Raw genomic sequence first — 19,360 nt, forward strand, 5'->3', positions numbered from 1 at the left:
GGCATGAACGACCATTTCATGCCGGTGGGAAAGCCCGCCCCGCCGCGCCCGCGCAGGCCGCTGGCCTTCATCTCGTCGATGATCGCATCCTGCCCGCGCGCCATCAGCGCCTTGGTATCATCCCAATCGCCGCGCATCTGCGCCGCCGCGAGGTTCCACGGCTGATAGCCATAGATGTTGGTGAAAATCCGGTCTTTATCGGCGAGCATCATCGGCTCCGTTGCTTGGCTTTTTGAGGCGCCAGCTCAGCGCGCAAAATGCGGCGCCGATCGTGATGTCCACGGCGCCGATTGCAATGTCAAAGGTACCCCGCGAGGCCGTCGCTAGATTGAGCACACCACAGAACGCGAAAATGATGCCAATGATGCCATTGAGCATCCACAGTTTCGACGAGGTTATCACCACTGCCCCCGGTAATCATGATTGGCCTCGGCCATCGCCGTCAGCGTGCTCAGCGCGCCGACCGGCTCCACTGTATGACGCCCCGGCAATTGCGTGCCCGTCTTGGGTTGACGACCCGCCGCCAGTTCATCGAGCACATGGTTCAGGGTTCCCGGCGTCAGATCCTCGTAATTGTCGTCGTTGATCTGCACCATCGGCGCGGACGCACAGTTGCCCATGCATTCCACTTCGGTCAGCGTGAACAGGCCGTCGTTCGTGGTATGCCCCAGATGCATCCCCCGCACCTTGCACGCCGCCATGATGTCGTCGCTCCCGCGCAGCATGCACGGCGTGGTGCCGCAAACCTGCACATGAAAGCGGCCCACCGGCTGCAAATTGTACATCATGTAGAAGCTCGCGACCTCAAGCACGCGGATCACCGGCATCTCAAGCTGCTTCGCGACGTATTCCATTACCGGCAGCGGCAACCAGCCTTGCGTGTTCGTCTCGGCCCCCACCTGCCGCTGCGCCAGATCGAGCAGCGGCATCACCGCCGAGCGCTGCCGCCCCGCCGGATAGCGCGCAATAATCTCGCGCGCCTTGTCCGCATTGACCGGCGACCACGCAAAACCGCCCCAGCGCGCGCGCAGCTCGGGGCTATCGGGTTCGGGATGACGATCAGACATTCAGCGGTGGTCCGTAAGGTTCAGGCGGGTGTCAATCCGGTCCAGCCGGTCGGTCAGTCGGTCGATCCGGCTGTTGACACCGGAAATCGCGATCAGCGAATTGCCAAGATGCTCTTCGACGACTGTCATGCGTAGCTTGAGATCACGCACGTCGAACTTCATCTCCGACATATCGGCCTGCATCTGCTTCAGCACTTCGAAGATCAGCTCGTTGGTCACGTCCGCCATGCGCACCTCCCCATCGGCTTGAGCCGAAGCAACCCCTCTCCAACCAGGTCACCCTGAACTTGTTTCAGTGTCCATGTCTCCGCTGACACGGAGCGCGCCATGGCCAGCCGACCTGTGGACCGGGTGTCTTTCCGGATGGCACCGCGCTTGCGGCCCAATGGACCCTGAAACAAGTTCAGGGTGACGGGACCGGAGAGGTTGGACTTGGCCGCGCTCACCGGATGAACTCCACACGGGCACACTTGTCGCCCTCGAAGCTGTAGACCACCATAACGTCGAACGGCGTGGCCGCCGCGCTGCGCCGCACCCGCTCGTGAAACACGACATAGTCGCCCAGCTCATAGGCAGTGATGATCTCGGCGCGGTTCTCGGGGTATTCGGCAAACATCGCCTTGAGGCCGCTGCGCGTGCCCTCGCGGCCCTCGCGCACCACCGCCCCGCGATAGCCCGCCTCGCAGGCATCCTCGGTCATCAGCGCGACATAGGCATCGGCATCCTGCGCGTTGTAATGCGCGATCATCTGGGTGGCGGTGTCCAGACGGTTAGTCATCCCAGCGCCCCGTCCAAATGAATGGGTTTTTGCCCGCCCGATGGCGCTTCATGGCAATCCACCATGAGCCAAAGCCAAGACCAAGGACGAGGAGTGGAAAGAAAATGCTCACCGATCACACTCCCCAAACACCACATCGATCGCGCCGATGATCGCGGTCACATCCGGCAGCATGTGGCCCTTGGCCATGAAGTCCATCGCCTGCAGGTGCGAAAACGCGGTCGGGCGGATCTTGCAGCGATAGGGCTTGTTGGTGCCGTCGGCGACCAGATAGACGCCGAACTCGCCCTTGGGGCTTTCGGTCGCGACGTAGACTTCGCCCGCGGGCACATGGAAGCCTTCGGTGTAGAGCTTGAAGTGATGGATCAGCGCTTCCATCGATTGCTTCATCTCGGCGCGCTTCGGCGGTGAAACCTTGCGGTCATCGCTGGAAACCGGGCCTTCGGGCATTTCGGCGAGGCACTGCTTCATGATCCGCGCGGACTGGCGCACTTCCTCGACGCGCACCATGAACCGGTCATAGCAATCGCCGCTGGTGCCCACCGGCACTCCGAAATCCATGCGGTCATACACATCGTAAGGCTGGCTCTTGCGCAGATCCCACGGGATGCCCGATCCGCGGATCATCGGCCCGGAAAAGCCCCAGGCAATCGCATCGGCCTTGCTCACGGTGGCGATATCGACATTGCGCTGCTTGAAGATGCGGTTGTCGACCACCAGGCTCATCGCGTCTTCGAACAATTGCGGCAGCCGTGTGTCGAGCCATTCGCCGATATCGACGAGCAGCTTCAGCGGCACATCCTGATGCACCCCGCCGGGGCGAAACCACGCCGCATGCATCCGCGCGCCGCTCGCCCGCTCGAAGAAATTGAGGCAATCCTCGCGCACTTCGAACATCCACAGGTTCGGCGTCATCGCGCCGACATCCATCACATGGCTGCCAAGGTTCAGCATGTGGTTGCAGATGCGCGTCAGCTCGGCAAACAGCACGCGCAGATATTGCGCGCGCAGCGGCACTTCGAGATTGAGCAGCTTCTCGATCGCCAGCACATAGGTGTGCTCCATCGCCAGCGGCGAGCAATAATCCAGCCGGTCGAAATAGGGCAGAGCCTGCAGATACGTCTTCTGCTCGATCAGCTTCTCGGTGCCGCGATGCAGCAGCCCGACATGCGGATCGATCCGCTCGATGATCTCGCCATCGAGCTCCATCACCATGCGCAGCACGCCGTGCGCCGCCGGATGCTGCGGGCCGAAGTTGATCGTGTAGTTGGCGATCACATCATCGCCGGTGGTCGGCGATTGTTCGAGTTGGAGGGTCATGCAGGCAGCTCCCCAAAACCAGCTTCGTCATGCTGAACTTGGTTCAGCATCCATCGTGCCGCAAGCGCTGAGCGCACAGGAAAATCCCGGGCCACCGGATGGATGGACCCTGAAACAAGTTCAGGGTGACGAGAAAAGGCCCTGATACCATCGTTGCCGGTGGTCGGCGATTGTTCGAGGCTCAGGCTCATTTCGGGGCTCCCTCGGCGGCCTTTTCATCGCCCGGCAACACGTACTCCGCGCCCTCCCACGGGCTCATGAAGTCGAATTGCCTGAGGTCCTGCGCCAGCGCGACCTTCTCATAGACCACGCGCTTTTCCTCTTCGGAATAGCGCAGCTCGACATAGCCGGTCAGTGGGAAATCCTTGCGGAACGGGTGGCCCTGGAAGCCATAGTCGGTGAGAATGCGCCGCAGGTCCGGATTGCCCGCAAACAGCACGCCGAACATGTCGTAAACCTCGCGCTCATACCAGCCCGCGTTGGGCCACAGCGTCGTCACCGTCGGCACCGGCGTCGCCTCGTCGGTCGTGACCTTCACGATCAAGCGCAGATTGCGCGTCACGGAGAGCAGGCAATAGACCACCTCGAACCGTTCTGGCCGCGAAGGGTAATCGACCCCGGCCATATCCATCAGCTGCTGAAACTCGTGCTCGTCGCGAAGCAGGCGCAGCGCGTCTTCGATACTATCGCGCGCCACCGTCAGCACGATCTCGCCGTGCTCCTCTTTGGCGGCCACGATCATCTCGCCCAGCGCGGCGACCAGCGTGTCTTTGACGCCGTCAAAGGCGCTGTACTTCGGAGCGGAATGGACAACAGTCATGCGTTCGCCCTCACCGCTCCAGCGTCCCTACCCGGCGGATCTTGCGCTGCAATTGCATAACGCCGTAAAGCAGCGCCTCTGCCGTCGGCGGGCACCCGGGCACATAGATATCGACCGGAACGATCCGGTCGCAGCCGCGCACCACCGAATAGCTGTAGTGGTAATAGCCGCCGCCATTGGCGCAGCTACCCATCGAGATCACATACTTGGGGTCCGACATCTGGTCGTAAACCTTGCGCAGCGCCGGGGCCATCTTGTTGCACAAGGTGCCGGCCACGATCATCACGTCCGATTGGCGGGGGGAGGCGCGCGGGGCCGCGCCAAAGCGCTCCATGTCATAGCGCGGCATGTTGACATGGATCATCTCGACCGCGCAGCAGGCAAGGCCGAAGGTCATCCACCACAGCGAGCCGGTGCGCGCCCATTGAAACAGCTCTTCGGTCGAGGCGACCAGAAAGCCCTTGTCCGAAACTTCGGCGTTCAGGCTGTCGAAAAACGCCTGATCCGGCGCGGTCGGCAGATCGGCTGCCGAAGCCGGGATGATCGAGGATGGGGCTGCAGAAGGCGGGGTCATTGTGCTCATTCCCAGTCCAGTGCCCCTTTTTTCCAGGCATAGATGAAGCCGATGATCAGTTCGGCCAGAAAGATCATCATCGTCGTCCACCCGGCCCAGCCGCTCTCGTGCAGGCTGACGGCCCAGGGGAACAGGAATGCAGCCTCGAGATCGAAGATGATGAACAGGATCGCCACGAGATAAAACCGCACGTCGAACTGGCTGCGCGGATCTTCGAAGGCGGGAAAGCCGCATTCGTACTCGCTCAGCTTTTCAGCATTCGGATTGTGCGCGCCGGTCAGCCGCGCCACGCCCATCGGCAGGAACACAAATGCCGATGATAGCGCCAGCGCGATGCCCAGAAAGATCAGGATCGGCAGATATTGCGCCAGATAGGGGAGTTGATCGACCAATGGGTTGACTCGCCTGTTGCTAGGATGCCCAGCGCCCTAGTCGCCGCGCGGCGGAGGCGCAAGTAGGGTGCGCCGCAACATGGGCGGTTAAGCAATCCTTTTTGGGCATAGTGGAGGACAAGGGCCGCCCGGCCCTCACTGCCCAATGCCTGAATTGCAAATGCCATAACGGTCCGCTAGATAGGCGCAAAAGCCGTTTTGTGCCCTCCCTACCCGCTAGAAAGAAGCCCAGCCATGGCCCAGTTTTCCGCCGCCGATCCGGTCGTTATCCTGTCTTATGCCCGCACCCCGATGGGCAGCATGCAAGGCGCGCTCGCCGATGTTTCCGCCACCGAACTTGGCGCCACCGCGATCAAGGCTGCGGTTGAGCGTGCAGGGATCGCCGGCGAGCAGATCGACCGGGTTTACATGGGCTGCGTTCTCCCCGCCGGCCTCGGCCAGGCCCCTGCGCGCCAGGCCACGCTGAAGGCCGGGCTGCCGATGTCGGTGCAAGCCACCACGGTCAACAAGGTCTGCGGCTCGGGCATGCAGACGATGATCATGGGCGCCGAAGCGCTCGCCTCGGGCAGCGCCGATGTGATCGTCTCGGGCGGGATGGAAAGCATGACCAACGCGCCGTACCTGCTCAAGAAGCATCGCTCGGGCGCGCGAATCGGGCATGATACCGCTTACGACCACATGTTCCTCGATGGGCTGGAAGACGCCTACGAAGAAGGCCGCGCCATGGGCACTTTCGCGCAAGACACTGCCAACGAGTACCAGCTGACCCGCGCCCAGCAGGACGATTACGCCATCGAATCGCTGCGCCGCGCGCAAGGTGCGATTGCCGATGGCGCGTTTGCCGCCGAAATCGTCGCGGTCACGGTCAAGTCGCGCAGCGGCGAAACCATGGTCGATACCGACGAAGCCCCCGGCAAGGGCAAGCCCGACAAGATTCCGTCGCTCAAGCCCGCTTTTGCGAAGGACGGCACGATCACCGCCGCCACCTCGTCCTCGATCTCGGACGGTGCCGCCGCGCTGGTGCTGACCCGCGCCAGCGTCGCTGCCGCTCATGGCCTTACCCCCGTCGCCACCGTGATCGCGATGGCCGCGCATTCGCAGCTGCCCAAGGATTTCACGATCGCCCCGGTCGGCGCGATCACCAAGCTGCTGGACAAGGCTGGCTGGAGCGTGGCCGATGTCGATCTGTTCGAAGTGAACGAGGCCTTCGCCTGCGTCGCGATGTTTGCGATGCACGATCTGGGCATCCCGCATGACAAGATCAACGTTCATGGCGGCGCCACGGCGCTCGGCCATCCGATCGGCGCATCGGGCGCGCGCATCATCACCACGCTGATCGCCGCGCTCCAACGCCACGGCAAGAAGCGCGGCGTCGCCAGCCTGTGCATCGGCGGCGGCGAAGCCACCGCAGTGGCAGTCGAACTGGCCTGATCGAGCCGCCCCGGCGAAGGCCGGGGGCTCCACTCAGGACAAACGCAACCGCGGCACATCGCCGCCCGAGGCCCCGGCGGTCGCCGCGGAGCATCGCGTTAAGGTGCTGCCGCGCCCCATAGCGCGGTTTTGGCCATAAAGCCCTGCCGCCCGCCCACGTTGATCTTGCACCATTGCCCGGGGCATGGCCCCAGCCACGCGATCACGCCGGGCTTGGCGCGCCACAGCACTTTGCCCGACCCGTCTTCGTTCTCGCGGATCTCGGCCACCGCGCCTTTGACGATCGCAGCGCGTTCGCGCCCGACGAACTGGCGGAGCATCCATCCGCGCGCGCCGTCCGGGTCTTCGATCAAGACCCAGCCACTCATCGTGCGCAGCACTTTGACCGGCAGGCCGCTGCGCTGGTAGACCCAGCTGATGCGATATTCGCGCCCCGGCCCCACGCGCAAGTTGGCCATCGGCTTGCGCAACGAGCCCCAGAACGGCACCTCGCCGGGGCCTTGCGCCGATGCCGCCGTGCCCGGCATCATCATCGCGGCACCCGCCAGAATTATCTGCATCGCAAACTTCGTCGGCACGCCGGTGTCACCTCTTTTGCTCGCGCGGCCTTGCCGCCTGCCCGATCGATACAGAATTTGCCTGCGCAGACAACCCAGCCGCTTGACCATCTGTTCCCGGTCGGCTTAGCGAGTGCACGCCATGCACGATCGTGATCGCAATAGCCAAGCCGCCGCCGCCGATCATCGGCAAACGCGGCGCATCGCGGGCAAGCCGCGCGTGGTCATCACCCGCCGCCTGCTTCCGGAAACCGAAGCGCGCATGGCGCAGCTGTTCGATGTCCGCGCCAATCCTGATGACCAGCCGATGCCGCGCGAGGCGCTGATCGCCGCGCTGCAAGAGGCGCATGTGCTGGTGCCCACGGTCACCGACCGGATCGATGGCGCGATGATCGCCGCTGCGGGCGCGCAGCTTGGCCTGATTGCCAATTTCGGAGCAGGCATCGAGCATATCGATCTTGCGGCGGCGCGCGCGCGGCGGATCATGGTGACGAACACGCCGGGCGTCTTTACCGAAGATACCGCCGATCTTACCTTCGCGCTGCTGATCGGCGTCTCGCGCCGGGTGGTCGAAGGCGGGCGGGTGCTACGCTCGGGCGAATGGACCGGCTGGGCCCCAGCCACCCTGCTCGGCCACCGGATCAGCGGCAAGACCTTGGGCATCGTCGGCATGGGCCGCATCGGCCAGGCGGTGGCGCACCGCGCGCGCGCCTTCGGGCTTGATGTGATCTACCACAATCGTCACCGGTTGCCCGAAGCCGCTGAGCGCATGTTCGGCGCGCGCTATCAGGCCGATCTCGATGCCTTGGTGGCCGAGGCCGATATCATCACGCTGCACTGCCCGGCCACGGCAGACACTCACCACCTGATGGACGCACGGCGCATCGCGCTGATGAAACCGCATGCCTATCTGGTCAATGTCGCGCGCGGAGAACTGATCGAGGAGAACGCGCTGATCGAAGCGCTTGAGGCCGGGCGCATCGGCGGCGCAGGGCTAGATGTGTTTGCCGATGAGCCGCGCATCGATCCGCGCCTGCTGCGGCTGGGCAATGTGTCGCTGCTGCCGCACATGGGCAGCGGCACGTTCGAAGGCCGCCTCGCCTCGGGCGACAAAGTCATCGCCAATATCCGCTTCTGGGCCGATGGCCACCGCCCGCCCGATCAGGTGCTCGAAGGCTGGGCCTGAGCCGCCCTTCCCCCGGAATTTTGCCAGTCCGCTTGAAGCGCGCGGCCGCATTGGCCTAAGGCCGCGCTGGCAAGGCACGAGGGAGAGAGACACATCATGCGCAAGCTGATCGCGATGGCCGCTGCAGGCGCAGCGCTGGTCCTGCCGCTCATGGCTTGGGCGCAGGACACCGACGTGGCAACGCTCGATGTGGCCGATAGCGGCGACACCGCATGGGCCTTGGCCGCCTCGGTCATGGTGCTGTTCATGGCCCTGCCGGGCCTCACCCTGTTTTATGGCGCGCGGGTGACCGCGAAAAACTTCCTGTCGGTCGCGGCGCAGATAGGCGCGATCACTGCGATCTGCTCGCTGCTGTGGGTTGTCGCCGGGTATACGATTGCCTTTGGCCAGATCACCAATGGCTGGCTGGGCAGCGGCAATGCCTGGATGCTGATCGATCTGGGCAATGTGCGCGGCGATACTGCCGTGCCTGAAAGCGCCTTCGCGCTGTTTCACATGACCCTCGCGGTGTTCGCAGCGGCGCTGATGGTGGGCGCGTGGGCCGGACGCGCGCGCTTTGCCTGGGTCATCGCGTTCAGCGCCGTGTGGTCGCTGATGGTCTATGCCCCGATGGCGCACTGGATCTGGGGCGGCGGCTGGCTGGCCTCGCGGCTGGGCACGCTCGATGATGCGGGCGGGCTGGTGATCCACACCGCCGCCGGGGTTTCCGGGCTGGTCGCCGCGATGCTGATGGGCAAGCGCAGCGGCTTTACTGGAGCGCCGATCCCGCCGCATGCCGCGGGCCTTGCCATGGCGGGCGGTGCGCTGCTCTGGGCCGGATGGCTGGCGCTGTTGGGAGGAGCGGCGCTGGCGGCCACCGATGATGCAGCCGCCGCCATGATCAACGCCCATGTCGCGGCCTGCGCGGCGGCGCTGGTGTGGCTGGTGATCGAAAGCTTCGCAGTCGGCAAACCCTCGGCGACCGGCTTTGCCACCGGCGCGGTGGCCGGGCTTGCCGCCGTTTCTTCTGCTGCTGCCAGCATCGCACCGGGTGCGGCCATGCTGCTCGGAGGTGCCGCTGCGTTGCTCAGCTATCCCGCTATGCTGCTGATCCGTCGCAGCCTGGCCATCGACGATGCGCTGGGCGTGTTTGCGGTAAACGGCGTGAGCGGCATGGTCGGCGCGGTCCTGCTCGCCGCGTTCATCGATCCGGCGCTGGGCGGCACCGGCTTTGCGCCGGGCATGGGCCTTGTCAGCCAGATGGTCGCGCAGATCGCGGCGGTCGGTGTGGTCGCGGCGTGGAGCGCCATCGGCACGGTGGTCGCGGCGCTCATGGTCTCAACCGTCATCCCGATGCGCGTGACCGAAGACACCGAGCGCGAAGGGCTCGATTTCATCAACCACGGCGAGCGCGCCTGGGGCGAATGATCGCGGCGCGCATCGACGCGTGATCCGGCCCGCCTTTCAGGATAGCGAACCAAGCGGCCCACCGGGCAATTCAAAGTGCGCCTCGAACACGACGCCGCCGGGCAAGAATTTCACGCGGGCGACGTCGGAACCGTGCGGCGCAAAGGCCTGTTCGATCAGAATGGAGCCAAACCCGGTGTGCGAACGCGCGGCCACTGCCGGGCCGCCGCTTTCGGTCCAGCTCAGCGTCAAACGCGGGACATCGCCTGCCCGGTCGATGTGCCAGCGAATGGCCACACGCCCATGCGCGACCGAAAGCGCGCCATATTTGATCGCGTTGGTGCCCAATTCGTGGAATGCCATCGCAATCGCAAGCGCGGTCTGCGCATCGATCCAGACACTTTCGCCTTGCACGTCGAACCGGCTGCTATCGACCCCGCCATGCACCTGCAGGCTCTCCGCCACGATAGCGCGCAGATCGGCACCTTCCCAGCGCTCGCGGGTCAAGAGGCCTTGCGCCGAGGCCATGGCCTGAATCCGGTTCTCAAAGCTCTTCCAGACTGATTTGTCGGCAACCGCGTCTTTCAGGGTCAGCCGCGCAATCGCCTGAACCACAGTCAGTGTGTTGCGCACTCTGTGTTCGAGTTCGCCCACCAGCAGCCGGCGCAGCGTTTCTGCATTCCTGCGCTCGGTGATGTTCATGCTGACGCCGAACATGCCGATTACCTCGCCCTCGGCGTCATGGATCGGGCATTTGGTTGAAAGATAAGTCTGCGCGGCTCCCTCACCGGTCAACACTTCTTCCAAGGTTTCGGCTGCATTCATGGCCATCACCCGCGCATCTGCGGCGACGAATTTCTGCGCCTCCGCAAGGTCGTCGTGCCATTCAAGATCAGACCGGCCGCGGATTTCGTCCCATGTCCGGCCCAAAGCCTTGAGCACGGCGTGGTTGGCGTAGACCATCCTGCTGTCGAGATCTTTGGCATATATGAAATGATGGCTAGCCTCGCCGATCTTGACCAAAAGGTCAGCGGTAAAGGCGGCCAATTTGTCGCGGGGGACCAAGTCGGTTATGCTCAAGGTAACACCTTTCGTACCGTCTTGAAGCGCCGCAGACAGGGCACAAGGTTAGGTGCGTAAATAACCGTTGGGAGCTTCGCTGCCTGCTCCGGTTTCAGCTCGGTGCAAATAGTTCCCTGAGTTATCGCATTTTAATGCTTGAAGATAGACTGCTTTGAACATGCCCCGTAGGCATGTGCCGTTTGAACAACCGTTCGGCGCAGACGATTTCGCGTATGGGCCACGCCGCCCAGTGCACAAATCCAGCCGCTTCAGCGCGCCGCGCGCATCATGCCCCAGAATTGCGGGCCTGCGGGCACCTGCCAAGTGTGAACGATCTCGAAGCCCAGCGCGCGGTATATCGGCAGATTCTTGGGATCGGCGGTTTCCAGATAGGCCTTGCTGCGTTCGGCATCGGCGCAGGCCAGCCCGGCGCGGATCGCCGCGCCGCCAAAGCCCTTGCCCTGATTCCCGGAATGGCAGCCTGCCATATGCAGATACCAGCAATCCTCGCCCGGCAAGTGCGCCTTGATCATGTTGGAGACTTTAAGCGCGCGAAGCGAGGCCGTGCCGAAAATGCGGATGAAGGGCAGCAAGGTGCGCGCCTCGTCCAGCCGGCTTTCGTGAACGCGCCCCGGCACGCGCCATGCCGTCGCTGCCTCCCCGCCTGCCGTCATCATCACCCGGCCCGCTTTGATGTCTTCGCCCACGATGATGCGAAAGGCGCGCGGCAAGGCGGCGCGGCGCTTCTCGGCGCGGGGCACGATATACGAAAATGCCGGCTCATTCTGGAAAGCATCCGCCAGCGCTGCGACCACCGTATCAAGGTCGGCCATCTGCGCCCGTCTGCATCTGGGCTTCTCGATTTCCATGACACCCCTTCCTGCGCAACGAACCAATGGCTTGCATTGCGCAGCGCACAGCTCAAAAAATTTTCCTACATCGGGCAAAACTGCAAGGTTGCCGCGATGCTCGCCGCGCACCTCCAACCCGATACCAAACCCGCTGGCAAGGCCGCGAGGGGGGCCTTGCTGTTTTGTCCTCTGGACTGTGTCAACTTCGTCAACTTGGGCGCTTCCCGCGCTGCCATGCCCGCAACGTACGCCCCCGCCCCCACTCCGGCGAAGGCCGGAGCCTCCATCGGCACTGCGCGCAATGGCCCGAAGCCCAGACCCGCGCCGGGACGCCAAATGGCCCTGCCATTTCGCGCTCAGGACTGTGTCAACTATGTCAACTTAGGCTCAGTCGCCAGTCAGGATGCGGTCGACCAGTTGCTTCACAGTCGGCGTGAAGTTGTTGGAGTAAAACGGGTCCTGCCCAAAGCGATAGGCAGAATGGCCCGCAAACATCAGGTTCTGATCGACATCGCCGCCGTGCGCGATGTCCTGCAGCGTTTTCTGGATGCAGAAGCTGCGCGGATCTGCAAGCCGTCCGGTGCTCCAATCGTCGTGGTCTTTCCACGCGGAAAACCCGCAGAACGAGAGGCAGCCCATGCAATCGGTCTGATCCTTGCGGATCGTGTCGCGCTCCTCGGGCGTCACAAACACCAGCGTGTCATCGGGGGTGCGCAAGGCGGCGGTGAAACCCGCCCCGAACCAGCCGCGCGCATTGTCGCGGTCGGTCGGCGTGACCCAGAAGTTCTTGCCTTTGACCCCGACATCGAGCTGCACCGTATGCTCGCCCGCCGCGACGCGCGAGTAAGGAATCTGGCGCTGCGAGCGGGCTTCGAGGTTGCGCAGATACGGATTGCGCACCGCCGAGGAGTAAAAACCCGTGGGCGAAAAGCGGTGGAGCAGCACATCGCCCGGCGCGATCTTGCGCAAATGGTCTTTCCAACCCTGCGGGATCGGGCTTTCCTGCGTCAGCAAGGGCCGCGTACCGAATTGAAAGGCAATCGCGCCAAGCTCGGGATTGTCGATCCAGTTTTCCCATTCGCGCAAAAACCAGACGCCGCCTGCCATCACGATCGGCACGGATTCACTGACACCTTCGGCGCGCATCGTCTCGCGCACCGCTTTCACGCGGGGATAGGGGTCTTCCGGCTTCCTGGGATCTTCGGCATTGGACAGGCCATTATGCCCGCCCGCCAGCCAGGGATCCTCGTAAACGACCGCGCCCAGCCCTTCTGCAAACTTGTGATAAGCCCGCTTCCACAAAGCGCGAAAAGCGCGCGCCGAAGAGATGATCGGCAGATACTTGACGTTGAACCGCGAGGCGATCTCCGACAGCTTATAGGGCATGCCCGCGCCGCACGTGACGCCGGCCACCAGGCCCCGGGTCCGGTCCAGCACACCTTCGAGGATCGGCTGCGCGCCGCCCATCTCCCACAGCACGTTGATATTGATCGCGCCTTTGCCGCCGGCCAGATCATAAGCGCGGCGCACTTGCTCGACCGCGCCATCGATGGCGAAAGTGATCAGCTGTTCGTGGCGTTCCTTGCGGGTCAACTGCTCGTAAATCTGCAGAATGATCTTGCCAGTGGCATCATAACTATCGGCGTTGACCGCGCTGACCGTGCCGATCCCGCCCGCCGCGGCCCATGCGCCCGAGCTCATGTGGTTAGTCGCCGCCACGCCTTTGCCGCCCTCGATCAATGGCCAGACTTCTCGTCCGCCATAGAGTATCGGCTTCAACCCCTTGAACTCAGCCATAGTTATCCTTTTGCCGCCGCGCCGTCCCCTGCGCGGCAGGGTTTCATTTCGCCCGGTTCAGGCCGTCGCTGGGTAGTCTTGGTGAACTGGGCATAATAACCCGGGTTGCCCAGAATAGGGCGAAACGCCGACAAACGAAAGCCTGCCGCCGCAAATTCGCAGGTCAGCAGGGCGGGCGTGATACCATGATGGTCGCTCGGTCGGTCGAGATCGACCACGACGATATGTCCGCCGTCCTTCAGCGCCGGCCAGATACGCCAAAGGAAGGCATAAGGCTGCGCCACTTCGTGATACATATGGATCATGAAAATGCGGTCGAAGCTGTTTTCCGGAAGGCGCGGATCATCCGGCGTGCCCTGCACGATCGAGATCGCGGCCAGCCGCTCGCGCTCCGCCCGGGCGCCAAGCCGGCTCAGCGCGCGGGCATCGATATCCTGCGCCAGCACGCGGCCCTTGGCGCCGACGCGGCCAGCCAGCCGCACGGTGTAATAGCCCTCGCCTGCACCGATATCGGCTACGCTCATGCCCGGCACCACTCCGGCCAGATCCATCACGCTGGCCGCTTCCTTATGCAGATCACGCTCGTTTTCGGTCGACCATTGGGTCGAAACGATCGAGGAAACGGGGCGTTCGGCCTGCGGAAACACGAGCTGCCCGGGAACCTGGTCAGATTGCCCCGAACTTTGCCCTGAGGTTTGGGCGGCCCCCTGACATGCCACCAGCGCTGCGCAAGACAGCAGCAGGGCAAGCCGGGCCGACCAAGCCCAGTTCGATCCGGGCCGCCTCAATCGTCGTCCTCCACGGTCACCTTCTCGCCCGTCACCCGCTGCGCTAGCGCGGCGGCCATGAACGGATCGAGCGCGCCATCGAGCACTTCGGAAGGGTTGGTGCTGACCAGGCCGGTGCGCAGGTCTTTGACCTGCTGATAGGGCTGGAGCACATATGAGCGGATCTGGTGGCCCCAGCCGATCTCGGTCTTGGCGGCATATTCTCCGGCCGTGACCGCCTCGCGCTTGGCCAGCTCGGCCTCATATAGGCGCGCCTTGAGCATGCCCATCGCGGTCGCCCGGTTCTTGTGCTGCGAACGGTCGTTCTGGCTGGCGACGATGATCCCGCTGGGAATGTGGGTCAGGCGCACCGCCGAGTCGGTGGTGTTCACATGCTGCCCGCCCGCCCCGCTGGCGCGGTAGGTATCCATTTTGATATCCGCCGGATTGATCTCGATGTCGATATCGTCATCGATCACCGGATAGACCCAGACCGAGCTGAACGAGGTGTGCCGACGCGCCGAGCTGTCATAAGGGCTGATCCGCACCAGCCGGTGCACGCCGCTTTCGGTCTTGGCATAGCCGTAGGCGTTCTCGCCCTTGATCAGCAGCGTGGCCGATTTGATGCCCGCCGCTTCGCCGCCGTGATAATCGACCAGTTCCACTTTGTAACCATGCCGCTCGGCCCAGCGCGCATACATCCGCTGCAGCATCTCGGCCCAGTCCTGGCTTTCAGTGCCCCCGGCTCCGGCATGCACTTCGAGGAAGGCGTCATTGGCATCCGCCTCGCCCGCCAGCAGCGCCTCGACCTTGTCGGCATCGGCGCGCGCCGCGAGCGCGGCCAGCGTGGCCAAGCCTTCGTTCACGATGATCTCGTCGCCTTCCATTTCGCCCAGTTCGACAAATTCGATCGCATCGGCCATTTCCTGGCTGATCTGGGTGACGGTGCCGATCGACGCTTCCAGCCGCCGCCGCTCGCGCATCACCGCCTCGGCCGCTTTGGGATCGTCCCACAGCTTGGGGTCTTCGACCCGCGCGTTCAGTTCATCGAACCGCCGCAGCGCGCGGTCCCAATCGAGGAACTTTCGCACCAACCGCAGTGCAGCCTCGATGCGATCAATGTAAGCCTGCCCCTCGGCACGCATGGGCTTGGTCTCCGTGATACAATAACCACGCCGCTTAGCGCAGCGGCGCGCCAAGTAAAGCGCGCTCTGGCAAGGCTTGCCCGGCGCGCGGCCGCGCTGGGACCACTTTATCGCCGGAAATTCAGTGCGAACCGTGGATTTTCTGCACCGCTGCCAAAGTGAGCTTCACATGGTCACGGTAATCCATGTCGGAGTGAACCAGCACGATCTTGCCCGCTTGGTTGATCACATAGCTGGTACGCTTGGTATACCCGGTCGAGATACCGACGGCTTTCAGATCAACGTCATAAGCCTTGATCACTTCCTTTGAGGCTGCAGCAACGGCAAACTTGTCGCGGCACTCCTCAGTCGAAAAGCGCTGCAGCGTAGGGATGTCATCGTTGGACATGCCGACCACGGTGGCGCCTGCCTGCGCGAACTTGCCGCTGTTTTCAGCAAACGCATGCGCTTCGAGGGTGCACCCTTGCGTGAACGCCTTGGGGTAGAAATACAGCACTACGGGTCCACGCTTCAGCGCTGCCTGAAGATCGAACGTAAACGGTTTGCCCGCCAGCGCGCCGGGGGCCGAAAAGGCCGGTGCTTTGGTGCCTTGCGGCAATTCAGCATGCGCAGCAGCGGGAACGAACAGGGCGAAGGCCGCAAAGACGGCAAGAGTGCGAGTGTTCATATCTAGCTTATAGCAGGCCCAAGCGAAAGCTGAAACCGGCATCTTGGGCAATCCTATATCATCACGACTATGTCATCAGGCGCTAGATCCCGGCCTGCTCCTCAACCACGACGGTGTCTTCGGCCACATCGGGTTCGGCGACAGGCGCGCCCGTCTGCGCAGCGCGCGCGCGCCGCAGCACATCGAGCACCGCGCTGCGGGTGGACAGATCGCTGCCGTCGCGCGCGGTGCGGCGCGGCTCGGTATCTGGCTTGAATGCCTCCCAGATCACGCCCGCCTTGCGTTCATTGTCGGCCGGGACACCCTCGAACACACGTCGGCCGGAAACCCGGTCAACGCGCACCATGCGCACGCCGGCGGGCACGCTGGCGGGCGTGTCGCTCCAGCGTGCCCGCGTGGCCTCGACAAACTGTTTGAAAATCGGCGCCGCAATGCGTCCGCCCTGGGCATAACCGCCGAGGCTGCGCGGCTGATCATATCCCAGATAAATGCCCGAGATCAGATCGGGCGAGCCGCCGACGAACCAAACGTTGGTCGGACCCGAGGTGGTGCCGGTCTTGCCGAACAGCGGCAATTTGAGATCGCGCAGCGTTTCGGCAGTGCCGCGCACGACCACGCCTTCGAGCATGTGCACCACCTGATACGCGGTGCGCGCGTCGATCACTTGCCGCCCGCGCGAAGCCGGGCGCGGCATCGGACGGCCATCCCACTGCGCCATGTTGCAGGCGGTGCAAGGACGGTTGTCGGCGCGCCAGACCACCTTGCCGCGGCGGTCCTGCACATAATCGATCACCGTCTGATCGTGCTGGACGCCATGATCGGCCAGCGCTGCATAAGCGTTCACCATGCGCGCCACGGTGGTATCGCCAGCGCCCAGCGCCATGGCCAGATAGGGCTTGTAATCGCCGATGCCGACCGCCTTGATCGTCCGCACCACTTTGTCCATGCCGACATCGTTAGCCACGCGCACGGTCATCAGATTGCGCGACTGTTCGAGGCCCCAGCGCATCGTGTGGCTGCCCGATCCGCCCTCGTTGCCGAAATTGCGGAAGCATTTCTGCCCTAGCGCCGCGCCTTGATAAACGCAGAACGTGCCATCGACCACTTGCGAAGACGGGGTCATGCCGTTGTCGAGCGCGGTCGCATAGACAAATGGCTTGATCGTTGAGCCCGGCTGACGATTGGCCTGCATGGCGCGATTGAACGAGCCCAGCCGCGCATCGAACCCGCCTTGCATCGCCTTGATCCGTCCGCTCCGGGGATCCTGCACGATCATCCCGCCCGAAACCTCGGGCACCGTGCGCACGGCCCATTGCCCGCCATTTGGCGCAGCCGCGATCACATCGCCCGGCTTCATCCGGTCTGGCACACCAAAGAGCGCGCCGGTGCTGCCATCAGCAAATCCGATCCGACCAGAAAAACCGCTTCGCTCCAAAACCACGCCGATGCGCCAATCGAGATAGCGGATCGAAATGTTGCTGCTGATCAATTGAGATTGCCAGTCTTGCGCAAGATCGATCGTTGCGATCGGGCCGCTCCACCCGCGCCCGGCGCTGTAGCGCAAAATTCCGGCGCGTAGCGCGTCCTGCGCGGCTTTCTGGAACCCGGTATCGAGCGAGGTGCGCACCCAAAGGCCGCCGGCATAGACGCTGTTTGGGCCATCTTCGGCCTTCTCGCCAAACTTTTCGATCAATTGGCGGCGCACTTCCTCAAGGAAATAGCCTGCATCTGCCGTATAGTTTTCGGCGCGGCGCGGCACCAGACCCAGCGGCTGCGCCTTTGCATCGGCGGCGGCGGCGGCGCTCGCGCGGCCGTTTTTGACCATCTGATCCAGCACCCAATTGCGCCGCTCCAGCGCGCGACCGGCAAACTTGGCGCGGCTGTAAGTCTCGGGCGCTTTGGGCAGGATGGCGAGGAAGGCCGCTTCATGCAGCTTCAATTCGCCGACATCCCTGTCGAAATAGGCGCGCGAGGCAGCCTGCACGCCAAAGCTCTGGCGGCCAAGCGGGATCTCGTTGAGATAGAGTTCAAGGATTTGCTGCTTGGTCAGCACGCTTTCGATGCGCCGGGCGAGGATCATTTCCTTGAGCTTGCGCGCAACCGAATATTCGTTGCCGATGAGGATGTTCTTGGCCACCTGCTGGGTGATGGTCGAGCCGCCGCGCGCGCGCGCGCCGGTACCGAACTTGGCCGCATAATCGACCACCGCGCCCGCCAGACTGCTCAGATCAACGCCGCCGTGGGTGAAGAAGCTCTTGTCCTCGGCAGAGAGGAATGCGCCGATCAGCGGCTCGGGAAAATCGACATAGCGCAGTTGCACCCGCCGTTCGCGGGCATAGCTTGAGACGATCTCGCCATCATCGCCGCGCACCATTGTCGGCAGCGGCGGCTGATAAGTCAGCAGCTTGTCCGCCGAAGGCAGCGTGCGAATGACCGTGACCCACACCAGCGCGCCGAGCGCGGCTGCTGCCAATGCGGCATAACCGGCCATGCGAAGGACTTTGCTGGCGCGCCAGGCCCGGCCGAGCCGCCCTGCCAAACCGGCGGCGTCGCGGCGGATGCGCAGACGGAAATGGGCAAGACGCGGTTCGGGAGAGGGCGGTGATGAGGCCATGCGCGGGCTTTAGCATGCCATTTCGTGCAGAAGCCAGAGGGACCATCTTGCAGCTGCGCTGGCGGCCGCCTCGCTTCAAGGCGCGATGGCCGCGGGTTCCTGCCGCGCCAGATAGATCTGGATGGCAGAGGCGATGCTTTTGCCGAACGCCGCGCGCCATGCAGGATCATTGAGATCGCGCGCGTCGCCGGAATTGCTGATATATCCCGCCTCGATCAGGAGCGAGGGCAGATCGAGCGATTTGAGCACGATGAACGCGGCCTCGCGCTCTGGATCGGAATGAAAGCGCAGCCGCCCCTGCCCCTCGCGCAGCACCAGCGCCGAAAATCGCTGCGAGCGCGCGCGCATCTGGCGCCGGGCCAGATCGACGAGGATCGAGGAAACCACATCGGACTTGTCGTTCAAGGCAACCCCGTTGACCGTGTCGGCCCGGTTTTCCCTCAGCGCCAACCGATTGGCGATCGCATCCGATCCGCGATCGGATAAAGTATAGATCGTCGCCCCGCTGGCTTCCTCGGCTTCCGACGCATCGGCGTGGATCGAAACAAACGCGTCTGCGCCCAATCGGCGCGCAATTCCGGCGCGCTCTTCGAGCACCAGGAACCTATCGTCGGCGCGGGTCAACGCCACGCGCACGCCGCCCTTTTCCAGCAACGCATTACGCACCGCCAACGCCAGCGCCAGTGTGACTGCCTTCTCCTTGCCGCCGAACCTGCCGCTGGCCCCGGGGTCGTGTCCGCCGTGGCCAGCATCGATAACAACCAGCGGGCGGCTGGCATCCGCCGATCCCGCCACCGCCGGAAGGCCGATCTGGCCAAGGCTGCCGGGCAAGGTAAGGCGCACGGCGGGACCTGCGCTTTGCATGCCATAGACCAGCGCAAGGATGGCCCAGGCCGCGACTGCCCCAAGCAGCGCGGCGCAACCTGCCATAAAAAGCGACCGCCCG

General features: G+C 63.8%; 20 protein-coding genes and 1 pseudogene. 3 read left to right on the plus strand and 18 right to left on the minus strand.

Annotated features, from left to right (window positions below):
- The 9 genes and pseudogenes from Q0O40_RS07690 to Q0O40_RS07730 all read right to left on the minus strand — a co-directional run.
- Nucleotides 1-212 (minus strand): annotated as a pseudogene (locus tag Q0O40_RS07690) (NADH-quinone oxidoreductase subunit F); the annotation flags it as partial.
- A 186-nt stretch (nt 213-398) separates the two neighbouring features.
- Nucleotides 399-1,067: an NADH-quinone oxidoreductase subunit NuoE gene (locus Q0O40_RS07695; RefSeq protein ID WP_295528256.1), complete on the minus strand. Its 669-nt coding sequence runs from the start codon at nt 1,065-1,067 to the stop codon at nt 399-401.
- On the minus strand, nt 1,068-1,295 hold the full coding sequence (locus tag Q0O40_RS07700) for a hypothetical protein (RefSeq protein WP_295528259.1): 228 nt from the start codon (nt 1,293-1,295) through the stop codon (nt 1,068-1,070).
- 214 nt (nt 1,296-1,509) lie between these two features.
- Entirely contained in the window at nt 1,510-1,845 is a 336-nt protein-coding gene (locus tag Q0O40_RS07705) for a nuclear transport factor 2 family protein (protein ID WP_295528262.1), read from the minus strand.
- A gap of 108 nt (nt 1,846-1,953) precedes the next feature.
- Nucleotides 1,954-3,165 carry an NADH-quinone oxidoreductase subunit D gene (locus tag Q0O40_RS07710; RefSeq protein WP_295528265.1) on the minus strand — a complete coding sequence of 404 codons (1,212 nt, stop codon included), beginning with the start codon at nt 3,163-3,165 and terminating at the stop codon, nt 1,954-1,956.
- On the minus strand, nt 3,162-3,356 hold the full coding sequence (locus tag Q0O40_RS07715) for a hypothetical protein (RefSeq protein ID WP_295528268.1): 195 nt from the start codon (nt 3,354-3,356) through the stop codon (nt 3,162-3,164). The genes Q0O40_RS07710 and Q0O40_RS07715 overlap by 4 nt, the downstream gene beginning before the upstream one ends.
- Nucleotides 3,353-3,985, minus strand: a complete 633-nt coding sequence (locus Q0O40_RS07720) for an NADH-quinone oxidoreductase subunit C (RefSeq protein ID WP_295528271.1) — start codon at nt 3,983-3,985, stop codon at nt 3,353-3,355. Before Q0O40_RS07720 ends, Q0O40_RS07715 begins: the two co-directional genes overlap by 4 nt.
- Before the next feature lie 10 nt (nt 3,986-3,995).
- Nucleotides 3,996-4,559, minus strand: coding sequence for an NADH-quinone oxidoreductase subunit B family protein (locus Q0O40_RS07725; RefSeq protein WP_295528273.1), 564 nt, complete (start codon nt 4,557-4,559; stop codon nt 3,996-3,998).
- 5 nt (nt 4,560-4,564) lie between these two features.
- A complete protein-coding gene (locus Q0O40_RS07730) occupies nt 4,565-4,951 on the minus strand; it encodes an NADH-quinone oxidoreductase subunit A (protein WP_295528276.1) in 387 nt (128 codons plus the stop codon).
- A gap of 234 nt (nt 4,952-5,185) precedes the next feature.
- On the opposite strand from Q0O40_RS07730, the gene Q0O40_RS07735 reads away from it, so the two are divergent.
- Nucleotides 5,186-6,382, plus strand: a complete 1,197-nt coding sequence (locus tag Q0O40_RS07735; protein ID WP_295528279.1) for an acetyl-CoA C-acyltransferase — start codon at nt 5,186-5,188, stop codon at nt 6,380-6,382.
- 98 nt (nt 6,383-6,480) lie between these two features.
- Here the strand turns inward: Q0O40_RS07735 and Q0O40_RS07740 are convergent, their stop codons facing one another.
- Nucleotides 6,481-6,960: an SH3 domain-containing protein gene (locus Q0O40_RS07740; protein ID WP_295528282.1), complete on the minus strand. Its 480-nt coding sequence runs from the start codon at nt 6,958-6,960 to the stop codon at nt 6,481-6,483.
- A gap of 121 nt (nt 6,961-7,081) precedes the next feature.
- Between Q0O40_RS07740 and Q0O40_RS07745 the strand changes: the two genes are divergently transcribed.
- Both Q0O40_RS07745 and Q0O40_RS07750 read left to right on the plus strand, forming a co-directional pair.
- Nucleotides 7,082-8,125, plus strand: a complete 1,044-nt coding sequence (locus Q0O40_RS07745; RefSeq protein WP_295528285.1) for a D-glycerate dehydrogenase — start codon at nt 7,082-7,084, stop codon at nt 8,123-8,125.
- Between the two features lie 96 nt (nt 8,126-8,221).
- Nucleotides 8,222-9,532 (plus strand): ammonium transporter, encoded by a 1,311-nt coding sequence (locus tag Q0O40_RS07750; protein ID WP_295528288.1) that lies wholly within the window; start codon nt 8,222-8,224, stop codon nt 9,530-9,532.
- Between the two features lie 36 nt (nt 9,533-9,568).
- On the opposite strand, the gene Q0O40_RS07755 is transcribed toward Q0O40_RS07750, so the two are convergent.
- From Q0O40_RS07755 to Q0O40_RS07790, 8 genes are all read right to left on the minus strand, one after another.
- Nucleotides 9,569-10,591, minus strand: a complete 1,023-nt coding sequence (locus tag Q0O40_RS07755; protein WP_295528291.1) for an HWE histidine kinase domain-containing protein — start codon at nt 10,589-10,591, stop codon at nt 9,569-9,571.
- Nucleotides 10,592-10,842: 251 nt separating this feature from the next.
- On the minus strand, nt 10,843-11,406 hold the full coding sequence (locus Q0O40_RS07760; protein WP_295528294.1) for a GNAT family N-acetyltransferase: 564 nt from the start codon (nt 11,404-11,406) through the stop codon (nt 10,843-10,845).
- 405 nt (nt 11,407-11,811) lie between these two features.
- Nucleotides 11,812-13,221 carry a nitronate monooxygenase gene (locus Q0O40_RS07765; RefSeq protein WP_295528296.1) on the minus strand — a complete coding sequence of 470 codons (1,410 nt, stop codon included), beginning with the start codon at nt 13,219-13,221 and terminating at the stop codon, nt 11,812-11,814.
- Between the two features lie 2 nt (nt 13,222-13,223).
- Entirely contained in the window at nt 13,224-14,009 is a 786-nt protein-coding gene (locus Q0O40_RS07770; protein WP_295528299.1) for a class I SAM-dependent methyltransferase, read from the minus strand.
- Nucleotides 14,006-15,133, minus strand: coding sequence for a peptide chain release factor 2 (prfB, locus tag Q0O40_RS07775; protein ID WP_295528302.1), 1,128 nt, complete (start codon nt 15,131-15,133; stop codon nt 14,006-14,008). The genes Q0O40_RS07770 and prfB overlap by 4 nt, the downstream gene beginning before the upstream one ends.
- A 121-nt stretch (nt 15,134-15,254) precedes the next feature.
- Nucleotides 15,255-15,800, minus strand: coding sequence for a peroxiredoxin (locus Q0O40_RS07780; RefSeq protein ID WP_295528304.1), 546 nt, complete (start codon nt 15,798-15,800; stop codon nt 15,255-15,257).
- A gap of 82 nt (nt 15,801-15,882) precedes the next feature.
- Nucleotides 15,883-18,414: a transglycosylase domain-containing protein gene (locus Q0O40_RS07785; protein WP_295528306.1), complete on the minus strand. Its 2,532-nt coding sequence runs from the start codon at nt 18,412-18,414 to the stop codon at nt 15,883-15,885.
- A gap of 75 nt (nt 18,415-18,489) precedes the next feature.
- Nucleotides 18,490-19,344, minus strand: a complete 855-nt coding sequence (locus tag Q0O40_RS07790) for an N-acetylmuramoyl-L-alanine amidase (protein WP_295528308.1) — start codon at nt 19,342-19,344, stop codon at nt 18,490-18,492.
- Nucleotides 19,345-19,360: the final 16 nt, after the last annotated feature.

Source organism: Novosphingobium sp. Chol11 (assembly GCF_945870625.1).
Lineage (GTDB): Bacteria > Pseudomonadota > Alphaproteobacteria > Sphingomonadales > Sphingomonadaceae > Novosphingobium.

What these genes read in the sequence shown, in the direction of transcription:
- Q0O40_RS07695 (WP_295528256.1), bottom strand. Translation starts at nt 1,067, where the DNA reads ATGTCTGATCGTCATCCCGAACCCGATAGCCCCGAGCTGCGCGCGCGC.
- Q0O40_RS07700 (WP_295528259.1), bottom strand. Translation starts at nt 1,295, where the DNA reads ATGGCGGACGTGACCAACGAGCTGATCTTCGAAGTGCTGAAGCAGATG.
- Q0O40_RS07705 (WP_295528262.1), bottom strand. Translation starts at nt 1,845, where the DNA reads ATGACTAACCGTCTGGACACCGCCACCCAGATGATCGCGCATTACAAC.
- Q0O40_RS07710 (WP_295528265.1), bottom strand. Translation starts at nt 3,165, where the DNA reads ATGACCCTCCAACTCGAACAATCGCCGACCACCGGCGATGATGTGATC.
- Q0O40_RS07715 (WP_295528268.1), bottom strand. Translation starts at nt 3,356, where the DNA reads ATGAGCCTGAGCCTCGAACAATCGCCGACCACCGGCAACGATGGTATC.
- Q0O40_RS07720 (WP_295528271.1), bottom strand. Translation starts at nt 3,985, where the DNA reads ATGACTGTTGTCCATTCCGCTCCGAAGTACAGCGCCTTTGACGGCGTC.
- Q0O40_RS07725 (WP_295528273.1), bottom strand. Translation starts at nt 4,559, where the DNA reads ATGACCCCGCCTTCTGCAGCCCCATCCTCGATCATCCCGGCTTCGGCA.
- Q0O40_RS07735 (WP_295528279.1), top strand. Translation starts at nt 5,186, where the DNA reads ATGGCCCAGTTTTCCGCCGCCGATCCGGTCGTTATCCTGTCTTATGCC.
- Q0O40_RS07745 (WP_295528285.1), top strand. Translation starts at nt 7,082, where the DNA reads ATGCACGATCGTGATCGCAATAGCCAAGCCGCCGCCGCCGATCATCGG.
- Q0O40_RS07750 (WP_295528288.1), top strand. Translation starts at nt 8,222, where the DNA reads ATGCGCAAGCTGATCGCGATGGCCGCTGCAGGCGCAGCGCTGGTCCTG.
- Q0O40_RS07760 (WP_295528294.1), bottom strand. Translation starts at nt 11,406, where the DNA reads ATGGCCGACCTTGATACGGTGGTCGCAGCGCTGGCGGATGCTTTCCAG.
- Q0O40_RS07765 (WP_295528296.1), bottom strand. Translation starts at nt 13,221, where the DNA reads ATGGCTGAGTTCAAGGGGTTGAAGCCGATACTCTATGGCGGACGAGAA.
- prfB (WP_295528302.1), bottom strand. Translation starts at nt 15,133, where the DNA reads ATGCGTGCCGAGGGGCAGGCTTACATTGATCGCATCGAGGCTGCACTG.
- Q0O40_RS07780 (WP_295528304.1), bottom strand. Translation starts at nt 15,800, where the DNA reads ATGAACACTCGCACTCTTGCCGTCTTTGCGGCCTTCGCCCTGTTCGTT.
- Q0O40_RS07785 (WP_295528306.1), bottom strand. Translation starts at nt 18,414, where the DNA reads ATGGCCTCATCACCGCCCTCTCCCGAACCGCGTCTTGCCCATTTCCGT.
- Q0O40_RS07790 (WP_295528308.1), bottom strand. Translation starts at nt 19,344, where the DNA reads ATGGCAGGTTGCGCCGCGCTGCTTGGGGCAGTCGCGGCCTGGGCCATC.